General features: G+C 66.3%; 10 protein-coding genes. 5 read left to right on the plus strand and 5 right to left on the minus strand.

Annotation, left to right across the window (positions count from 1 at the left end):
• Positions 1-123: 123 nt before the first annotated feature.
• The 5 genes from ACILR9_RS32220 to ACILR9_RS32240 form a co-directional block, all read right to left on the minus strand.
• Positions 124-624: a tetratricopeptide repeat protein gene (locus ACILR9_RS32220; protein ID WP_395714080.1), complete on the minus strand. Its 501-nt coding sequence runs from the start codon at positions 622-624 to the stop codon at positions 124-126.
• Positions 625-683: 59 nt separating this feature from the next.
• The gene (locus tag ACILR9_RS32225; RefSeq protein WP_395714081.1) at positions 684-2,363 is read right to left on the minus strand and encodes an adenylate/guanylate cyclase domain-containing protein; all 1,680 of its coding nucleotides are present in this window, start codon (positions 2,361-2,363) and stop codon (positions 684-686) included.
• Positions 2,364-2,371: 8 nt separating this feature from the next.
• On the minus strand, positions 2,372-2,722 hold the full coding sequence (arsC, locus tag ACILR9_RS32230) for an arsenate reductase (glutaredoxin) (RefSeq protein WP_395714082.1): 351 nt from the start codon (positions 2,720-2,722) through the stop codon (positions 2,372-2,374).
• A gap of 38 nt (positions 2,723-2,760) precedes the next feature.
• Entirely contained in the window at positions 2,761-3,315 is a 555-nt protein-coding gene (locus ACILR9_RS32235) for a regulatory protein RecX (RefSeq protein WP_395714083.1), read from the minus strand.
• Positions 3,316-3,456: 141 nt separating this feature from the next.
• On the minus strand, positions 3,457-4,122 hold the full coding sequence (locus tag ACILR9_RS32240) for an HAD-IA family hydrolase (RefSeq protein WP_395714084.1): 666 nt from the start codon (positions 4,120-4,122) through the stop codon (positions 3,457-3,459).
• Between the two features lie 141 nt (positions 4,123-4,263).
• On the opposite strand from ACILR9_RS32240, the gene ACILR9_RS32245 reads away from it, so the two are divergent.
• The 5 genes from ACILR9_RS32245 (at position 4,264) to ACILR9_RS32265 (ending at position 8,700) form a co-directional block, all read left to right on the plus strand.
• Entirely contained in the window at positions 4,264-4,929 is a 666-nt protein-coding gene (locus tag ACILR9_RS32245; RefSeq protein WP_395714085.1) for a TetR/AcrR family transcriptional regulator, read from the plus strand.
• A 174-nt stretch (positions 4,930-5,103) separates the two neighbouring features.
• Complete coding sequence (locus ACILR9_RS32250; protein WP_395714086.1) at positions 5,104-5,535, plus strand: SxtJ family membrane protein; 432 nt, start codon at positions 5,104-5,106, stop codon at positions 5,533-5,535.
• 19 nt (positions 5,536-5,554) lie between these two features.
• Positions 5,555-5,707: a DUF5989 family protein gene (locus tag ACILR9_RS32255; RefSeq protein WP_395709880.1), complete on the plus strand. Its 153-nt coding sequence runs from the start codon at positions 5,555-5,557 to the stop codon at positions 5,705-5,707.
• An 18-nt stretch (positions 5,708-5,725) separates the two neighbouring features.
• Entirely contained in the window at positions 5,726-7,561 is a 1,836-nt protein-coding gene (locus tag ACILR9_RS32260; protein ID WP_395714087.1) for a carbamoyltransferase, read from the plus strand.
• Positions 7,562-7,695: 134 nt separating this feature from the next.
• The gene (locus ACILR9_RS32265) at positions 7,696-8,700 is read left to right on the plus strand and encodes an NADPH:quinone oxidoreductase family protein (protein ID WP_395714088.1); all 1,005 of its coding nucleotides are present in this window, start codon (positions 7,696-7,698) and stop codon (positions 8,698-8,700) included.
• Positions 8,701-8,952 lie beyond the last annotated feature (252 nt).

The raw sequence follows: 8,952 nt of genomic DNA on the forward strand, positions 1-8,952 counted from the left end.
GAGCATAACCGGCCCTGCTGCCGCGGGGAACGCCGAGCGGCGCTGCCCGGGGATTCAATTTCGCATGGCCTTCATGTTCCTCCCCAGCTTCGCTTGGGAGGGGAAGAGTCATGACGGCGCCCCTCAATTCGTCGGGCGCTTGCCGGCCTTGTAGTTGGCGATCGCCGCCTTGAGCATGCGGTATTCGCTGCAGCCGAAGACGCAGAGCGAATCGAGCCTTGCCAGATGCTGCTCGGCTTCCTGCAGACGGCCCAGCATGAGGTAAGCCTCACCAATGTACTCGTGGGCGCCGAGGTGTTTGGGATCGAGCGACAATGCGTACTGGTAGTATTGCAGCGAGCCGTTGGGATCGCCCGACGAGCGCGTCGCGAAGCCCAGCAGGTTGTAAGCGTCGGCGTTCTTGGAATCCTTGGCGACGACCTGCTGCAGGAGCGGCAGGGCGCCCTTGTAGTCGCGCGCTTCGATCATCGCCTTCGCGCGCGCGAAGTTGGGGTCGGCGGGCTTGGACTGCTGGGCCGGGGCGGGGTCGGCGCCGCCGCCAGCGGCAAAGGCCGCCGGTGCCAGGGCGAGCGGGGCCAGGGCGACAGAGAGGGCGGTTGCAGTGGCGAGCAGGGTCGAGCGCATGGTCCACCTCCGGATGACGCCGGATTGTTGACCGGCCTCGGGAATCAGCAACGAAATTCTCATGACATTGACGTGAGTGGGGCCGTGAGCTCGGCAGCATGCTTGACCGCGCGCACGGCGAGCCGCCCCTGTCGGCCGCGAATCTCGACCTCGTGCCGCTCGTAGGCGCCGAGATCGATGCCGGCCTGGTCGACGAGTTCCTGGGAGACGACAAGCTCGGCAGCGAAGTCCTTGGTCAGGGCTTCCAGCCGGCTCGCGGTGTTGACCGTATCGCCGATGGCGGTGAGCTGGGTGGCCCGCGCGTAGCCCATCTCGCCGACGATGGTCGGTCCGGAATGCAGGCCGATGCCGATGCGCAGCGGCTGGTCGAGGTCGCCGGCGAGCGTCTTGTTGAGGTCCTCAAGCGATTCGGCCATGCGGCGGGCGGCTTCGAGGGCCTGCCGACAGGCGGTCTGTGGCCCGTCGGCGAGGCCGAAGATCGCCATCACGCCATCGCCGATGAATTTGTCGAGCCTGCCGCCGGCCGTTTCGATGGCGTGCCCGGTCGCCCGGAAGTAGCGGTTGAGCAGGAAGACGACATCGTACGGCAGCTTGCCTTCCGAGATCGAGGTGAAGCCGCGGATGTCGGCGAACAGGATGGCGACGTAGCGCTCGCCACCATGCGCCTGCGGCTGCCGGCGATAGGCCTCGACCGGTCCTGCCGTCGGCGGCAGCAAGGTCGCCACTTGGTAGCGGCCGGGAGGCGGGCGCAACTGACACGCGAGCCGCACGTTTGCCGGCGCACCCACGCGCTGCAGCACCTTCTGCTCGTCGGCCGAGGGCGGCGGCAGCTTGGCCCGATCGGGTCCGCCGATGCGCACCCGGCAGGTCGAGCAGCGGCCGCGGCCGCCGCATACCGAGGCGTGTGGGATGCCGGCCAGCCGGCTCATCTCGAGGATGGAAAGGCCGGTCGGTTGCGTCGTGGTGCGTCGTTCGCCGTAGTCGAGCCGCACCACGCCGGCCCGGCGCTCCCAGACGTCGCGCGCCGGACGCGCTGCCAGGACGCCCAGCAGGAGGATGAGCGCCGCCCCGCGCAGCGCATCGGAAATCCGGTGGAGCGTCGCGATGTCGGCGGTCGAGGGGACGTGGACCCGTCTGAACAGGTCGTCGAGAAAGCCAGGCGTCTTGGCGAGCTCGGCAACGTCGCGCAGCGCGATTGCGGCGCCGGCCAGGCTGGCAACCGGCACCAGCAAGGCGACGGCGTAGATCACCGGCAGCCAAGTGCGGTACCACGGACGCAGCCGCCACGCGAAGTGCAGGCCGATGCAGGCATGCAGCCAGACGACCAGGGGCAGCGAGAACTGGATGGCGGTCTGTATCCAGGGCGAGACGATCAGCGACGCCAGGACCCAGGAGTAGCCGATCTCGATGCCGTAGAGCTCATGGGCGAGGCGTGTGCCCACCACGTGCAGGGCGCCAAGCGGCACGATCGATGCGCCGAGACCCCACTGAGTCCATTCCCAGGCCGAGAGCCTGAGCGCCCGGCGGCGATAGAGCGACCACAGGGCAAGAAAGAAATGCGTGAACAGCGCACCGTAGAGCGCGGTCTGGCCGATCGGGTTGTGCCAGAGGTAGACGAACCAGACGCGGCCCGTCTCGAGCACGCGCAGAGAGATCAGGCCGAGCGCGTGATTGAGCAGATGGGTGACGACGTAGAAGAAAAGCACATAGCCCGACCAGAGACGGATCCGGCCGACCATAGGTTGCGCTATTTCACGAGCGCCAGCACGGCTTCGGGCGGACGGCCGATGACGGCGCGCTTGCCGGATACGACGACGGGGCGCTGCAGCAGGATTGGCGCCGCCGCAATCACCTTGGCGATATCGGCCCTGGAGAGGTTGGCCTTCTTCTTTCCGAGCTTCTTGAACTCGGGCTCGCCGTCGCGGATCAGTGCCGTCGGGTCACCGCCCAGCTGCCCGATCAGGGTTTCGACCTCGGCCTTGCTGGGCGGCTGCTTCAAGTATTCGCGGATGGTCGGTTCGATGCCCCGGCTGCGCAGCAGCTCGAGGGTTTCCCGCGACTTGGTGCAGCGCGGGTTGTGCCAGATCGTGAGGCTCATCGCCGAATCATGGCCAACCGGTCAGGCTTCGTCCAGTGTCAGGCTTCGTCCAGCGCGCCCGGGTCGGCAGCATCGATCACCTTGCGCGCGATGTCGCTGGCGAAGCCGGCGCGGGCCAGCGCCGCCAGGTCGCGCAGGCGATTCTGCTTGCGCTGCTCGCTCGCCCGAAACGGCCCGAGGCGGCGGCGGCGCGCCAGCGCAATGGCGGCCCGACGCTCGCGGCTCTGGGGATCGGTGGCGAGCTCGTCGTCCAGCGAGGTCATCGCCTTGTCGAGCGTATCGCGATCGACGCCGGCCAGGCGAAGCTTCTGGTGCGTCATCCGGGTCGACATGCCGCGGCGATGCAGCGCCCGCGCCTTGGTCTGCGCGAAGGCCGCATCGTCGATCACGCCCGACGCGACGAAACGGGCGATGATGGCGTCGATCGCCTCCTCGACATTGTCCATCACCGGCGCCTCGACCCTCTCGGCGCGACGGACGCGGCGCATCAGCACGCGGCGCAGGCCCTCGGCGGTGGTTGGGTAGCGCTCGAGGTAGAATGCCGCAGCGTTCTCCAGGTACTTCGCCGTAATCGGGCGCGCGAGATGCTTCATGGTCTTCCGGGCCGCGAGCGTCTCGCTCGCTCATGCTCATGAGCTGGATGAGGCCGCGTTCGGCTTCGCCGAGCCGCGCCATGAGCGAGCGAGACGCTCGCGGTCCGGAAGACCATGAACGAGGGTTTCAAGAATTCCCCTTCATCCCCGCAACGGTATCCTCACCATCGCCTCGAGCTCGGCGATGGCGATATCGGGATCGCCGACCTTGATGGTGCGCATGCCCATGGCGCGCGCCGGCTTGAGGTTGATGCCGAGGTCGTCGAGGTAGATGCAGTGCTCCGGCGGCACGCCCAGGAGGTCGCAGGCGTGGCGGTAGATGCGTGGATCGGGCTTGCGCCAGCCGAGCCGGCTCGATTCCACCACGTGCTCGAACAGGGTCATGATGTCGGCGATCGCCGCCGCCTTGTCGGCGCTGCGGGCCATGCCGGGACCGTCGCCCGACTTCATGTTGTTGGTGATGCAGGCGACCCGGAACGCCGCCTTGCAGCGGCGCAGGGCCTCGACCATCTGCGGCCGAATGTCGCCGCTCAACGATTGCAGTATCCGCCAGCCGTCGAGCGTATGGCCGTGCTGGCGCGCTTCTTCCTGGAACAGGTCGACGAAGCCATCGAGGGTGACCTCGCTTCGTTCCATTTTGGCCCAGGCATTGGTATCGGGATTGCGTGCATTCAGCCCGCGAATGAAATCTTTGGGGAGGCCGGCCTCGCTTTCGTAGCGATTGAAGGCTTCGAAGGGGCTGCTGAGAATGACCCCGCCGAAATCCCAAAGGACGGCGAGAGGGGGTGATGCATGGCTCGTGTTCATGGTGGGTGCGACGGTGTTGACCTTGTTCCTGCCACGGTGGGCGACTATCTGACCGACTTCCATAGGGGACGGGTTCGGCGTTGGCCACCGTTCGCCTGCGATCACGGTTTAGGAAGATGAATGATGAATGAAGCAGCGGCTTTGACGCGCGGCAACGCAATGGTGCTTTCCGGTGAGTCCCCGTCGCACGATCTGACGGCCCGGTCGGCGCGGTCCGACGGGCGCAATCGGCGAGCCGCCGAAACCCGTCGCCGCATCCTGGCTGCTGCCAAGGAAATGATCTGCGAGACGAGCACGGCACCAACCGTGGTCGCGGTCGCCAAGCGGGCGGACGTGTCGGTCCGGTCGGTTTTCCAGCATTTTGGCGATGTCGAGTCACTTTTTGTTACTACAGTGGACAGTATCGGCCAGGACTTGGTCATCCCGCCTCCCACGTCGCAGGGCCTCTCGCTCGAGTTCCGGATCGCCACGGCGGTCGAGAATCTGGCCCAGCTGTTCGACAAGATCATCCCGTTGCGGGTCGCTGCCGGCCAGTTCGCCCATCATCCGGCCCTGATCGAGCGGTCCAACAGCCTGCGCCAGCAAGTGCGCCGGCGGGTTGCCGAGCTGTTTGCCCAGGAATTCGCCGCGTTGAGCGAGGAGGCGCGGGAAGAGCTTGCCGACGCCATCGGCGGCGCGCTGTCCCTCGAGGCCTGGGTGGTGCTGCGGCGACGCGACGGGTTCAGCTACGATCGGGCCGCGGCGGCTTGGCGGCGGACCTTGACGGCGCTGATGGCCCACCGAGCCGACACCGCGGCGGCCGCCTAGCGCGGCCTTGGGCATGCGGGCTGCCCAGAGGCACGTCCGGCCGGATGGTTACGGCCCGCCGGACTGTGCCTCGGCGGCAAATCCCCCGCTATTGCGTCTGTGCCGTTGACTCGGCGTTTGCGATCAGAGAGTTAAAGGCCCCCAAGACGGCCAGCGACAGGCACCCAGCAGGACATGGCGACCAGCCAGCTTCATGAAGACTTTTCACGCGAAGAGCATGTCAAGGCCGGCAGCGACCGCGGCTTTGGCCTGGTCTTCGCCGGCTTCTTCGCCATCATCAGCGCGCTGTCGTGGTGGCGCGACCATACCGGCTGGCACTACCTGCTGCCGATCGCGGTGGCCTTCCTGGTGGTCGCCTATACCGTCCCCAGCATCCTGGGGCCGCTCAACCGGCTGTGGCTGAAATTCGGCCTGCTGCTCTACAAGGTCATGAACCCCCTCGTTCTGGGGCTGCTGTTCTTCGTGACCATCATGCCGATCGGCCTGATCATGCGGGCGACCGGCAAGGATTTCCTGCGCCTGCGGCTCGATCGCAATGCCAAGAGCTACTGGATCGATCGCACGCCGCCCGGACCGCCTCCGCAATCGATGAAGAATCAGTTCTGACCAGAAAGGACCTGTCTCCATGGGCTCCATCGTCGGCGAACTCTGGGCGTTCATGCGGGAACGCAAGAAGTTCTGGCTGCTCCCCATCCTCATCATGATGGTGATCTTCGGCGGCCTGATCGTGCTCACCAAGGGCTCGGCGATCGCGCCGTTCATCTATACCCTGTTCTAGACGAAGGGTTGGCTCGCCATGCGTGTCCTCGGGATTTCGGCTTTTTACCATGACAGTGCCGCGGCGCTGATCGAGGACGGCCATCTCGTCGGGGCCGCGCAGGAGGAGCGCTTCACGCGCAAGAAGCATGACTCCGGCTTCCCCCAGAATGCCGTGCAGTTCTGCCTCGACCGCGCCGGCATCGCGCTGGCCGACGTCGACTATGTCGCGTTCTACGACAAGCCGTTCCTGAAATTCGAACGGCTGCTCGAGACCTACCTGGCCTATGCGCCACGCGGCTTCAACTCGTTCCGTATGGCCATGCCGCTGTGGCTGAAGGAGAAGCTCTTCCAGAAGACGCTGCTGCGCGACGAGATGAAGCGCTGGCAGCCTGACTTCGACTGGCAGAAGCGCCTGCTGTTCGGCGAGCATCATCAGAGCCACGCCGCCTCGGCCTTCTTCCCGTCGCCCTACGAGGAGGCCGCCGTCCTGACCATGGACGGCGTCGGCGAATGGGCGACGACGTCGCTCGGCTGGGGCCAGGGCAACAAGCTCGAGATGACGAAAGAGCTGCACTTCCCACATTCGCTCGGGCTGCTCTATTCGGCCTTCACCTACTATACCGGCTTCAAGGTCAACTCCGGCGAGTACAAGGTCATGGGCTTGGCGCCCTACGGCGAGCCGAAGTTCAAGGATCTGATCCTGTCCAACATCGTCGACCTCAAGGAAGACGGCACCTTCCGCCTCGACCAGACCTACTTCGACTACTGCACCGGCCTGCGCATGACGAACGACAAGTTCGCGGCGCTGTTCGGCGGCAAGGCGCGCAAGCCCGAGGAGCTGCTGACCCAGCACCATATGGATCTCGCGGCGTCGGTGCAGGCGGTGACCGAAGAGATCGTGCTCAGGCTGGCGCGCTCGGTGAAGCGCGACACCGGGGCGAAGAACATCTGCCTGGCCGGCGGCGTGGCGCTGAATTGCGTCGCCAACGGCAAGCTGCTGCGCGAGAACCTGTTCGATGGCATCTGGGTGCAGCCGGCGGCCGGCGATGCCGGCGGCGCGGTCGGCGCCGCTTTCGCCGCCTATCACGGCTTCCTCGGCCAGGCGCGCAAGCTCAACGGCCATCTCGACGGCATGGCCGGCAGCTACCTCGGTCCGGAATACACCGACGAGGAGATTGCCGCCCGCCTGACCGCCGCCGGCGCCAAGTTCACCGTGCTGACCCGTGACCAGACGATCGAGCAGACCGCCCGGGCGCTGGCCGACGAGAAGGCGGTGGGCTGGATGCAGGGTCGCATGGAGTTCGGGCCGCGCTCGCTGGGCGCCCGCTCGATCCTGGGCGACGCGCGTTCGCCCTCGATGCAGAAGACGCTGAACCTCAAGGTCAAGTACCGCGAGTCGTTCCGCCCGTTCGCGCCGGCGGTGCTGCGCGAGGATGTCGGCGACTATTTCGATATAAAGAGCGACAGCCCCTACATGCTGATGGTGGCGCCGGTGAACGATGACCGCCGCCGCGCCATGAGCGAGGCCGAGCAGGCGCTGTTCGGTATCGACAAGCTGAACGTGCCGCGCTCCGACATTCCGGCCGTCACCCACGTCGACTACTCGGCGCGCATCCAGACCGTGCACAAGGAAACCAATCCGGCCTTTCACGACCTGCTGGCGTCATTCAAGGCCAAGACCGGCTACTCGGTGGTGGTGAACACCTCGTTCAACGTGCGCGGCGAGCCGATCGTGTGCACGCCCGAGGATGCCTTCCGCTGCTTCATGGGAAGCGAGATCGAGGTGCTGGTCGTCGGCAACTGCTTCCTGCGCAAGGAAGACCAGGATCCCGCCCTCAAGCTCGACTACAAGAACGCCTTCGAGCTCGATTAGCGCGACAAAAGAAGGACCCCTCGCTGCGCTCGGGATGACACCATTGTCGTCACGAGCAACAGTATCGGTGTCATCCCGAGCGCAGCGAGAGACCTTTCTTATCCGTGCCTGCGCTTGATTGCTGAGGTACCTCGATGCGCGTCGTTCTCTGCGATCGCCTGGGCGATCCGTCTGTCCTGAAGATCGCGGAGCGACCGATCCCCGAGCCCGGGCCGCACGACATCATCGTCAAGGTCGGCGCCGCGTCGGTCAATTTCCCCGACATCCTCACCGTGTCGGGCGAGTACCAGCACAAGCCCGAGCTTCCGTTCGTGCCGGGCATGGAGGGCGCGGGCACTGTTCATGCCGTCGGCGCCGAGGTCGCGGCGTGGCGGCCGGGCGATCGCGTGATCTTCGGCATCCGGCCCGGCGCTTTCGCCGAGTACGTGAAGCTGGCGCCGCGCAACGTGATGACGCGCCTGCCGGACAACTGGTCGTTCGCCGAGGGTGCAGGCTTTCGCGTCGGCGCCACCACCGCCTACCACTCGCTGATCCATCGTGCGCGCATCAAGGCGGGTGACGTGCTGCTGGTGCACGGCGCGGCAGGAGGCGTCGGCCTGGCGGCGGTGCAGCTCGGCAAGCATCTCGGTGCACGGGTCATCGCCACCGGTGGCGACGACGAACGCCTCGCCGTCGTGCGGCGGCTCGGCGCCGATCATGTCGTGAACTACCGTACCGCCGATTTCGTCGCCGAGGTCAAAGGGCTGACTGAGGGGCGCGGCGCCGATGTGGTCTACGATCCGGTCGGTGGCGAGGTGCTGGAGAAGTCGGTGCGCGCCGCCGCCTACGGCGCCCGGCTGCTGGTGGTGGGCTTCACCTCGGGCGGGCCGAGCAAGCTCATGTCCAACCATATCCTGATCAAGGGCCTGACCGTGCTGGGCGTGCGCGCTGGCGAGACCATCGTCCGCATCGCGCCGGAGCTCGGCCGCGACTACGCCGAGGAATTGCCGCGGCTCGCCGGCCTCGGCGTCATGCGCCCGCACATCTCGCACCGCTTCCCGATGGAGCGCGCGGCCGACGCCTTCCGCGTCCTGCTCGACCGCAAGGTCGTCGGCAAGGTGGTGATCGAGATGGCCCCTTCGTTCTCCTCCCCAGCGTAGCTGGGGAGGTGCCCCGTCTTACGGGGCGGAGGGGTCATGAGTCACAAGAGGCAGCGGGGTCATGGCTCATGACCCCTCCGTCGCCGTAAGACGGCGACACCTCCCCACTGCATGGCTAACTTGAGCACAGATGTTGCGCTGCGAGATGGTAACCATCAGCGATAGCGTAGAAGCGTTCGAGTCCGTCGCGCATAGTGATGGGGCCATTTGATTTGTCACTTTGGTATCCGGTCCATCCGCCGAGTCGAGCGA

It is taken from the genome of Reyranella sp., from assembly GCF_044224635.1.
GTDB lineage: Bacteria > Pseudomonadota > Alphaproteobacteria > Reyranellales > Reyranellaceae > Reyranella.

Coding starts and splice junctions, on each gene's coding strand:
- ACILR9_RS32220 (WP_395714080.1), bottom strand. CDS start 624: ATGCGCTCGACCCTGCTCGCCACTGCAACCGCCCTCTCTGTCGCCCTG.
- ACILR9_RS32225 (WP_395714081.1), bottom strand. CDS start 2,363: ATGGTCGGCCGGATCCGTCTCTGGTCGGGCTATGTGCTTTTCTTCTAC.
- arsC (WP_395714082.1), bottom strand. CDS start 2,722: ATGAGCCTCACGATCTGGCACAACCCGCGCTGCACCAAGTCGCGGGAA.
- ACILR9_RS32235 (WP_395714083.1), bottom strand. CDS start 3,315: ATGAAGCATCTCGCGCGCCCGATTACGGCGAAGTACCTGGAGAACGCT.
- ACILR9_RS32240 (WP_395714084.1), bottom strand. CDS start 4,122: ATGAACACGAGCCATGCATCACCCCCTCTCGCCGTCCTTTGGGATTTC.
- ACILR9_RS32250 (WP_395714086.1), top strand. CDS start 5,104: ATGGCGACCAGCCAGCTTCATGAAGACTTTTCACGCGAAGAGCATGTC.
- ACILR9_RS32255 (WP_395709880.1), top strand. CDS start 5,555: ATGGGCTCCATCGTCGGCGAACTCTGGGCGTTCATGCGGGAACGCAAG.
- ACILR9_RS32260 (WP_395714087.1), top strand. CDS start 5,726: ATGCGTGTCCTCGGGATTTCGGCTTTTTACCATGACAGTGCCGCGGCG.
- ACILR9_RS32265 (WP_395714088.1), top strand. CDS start 7,696: ATGCGCGTCGTTCTCTGCGATCGCCTGGGCGATCCGTCTGTCCTGAAG.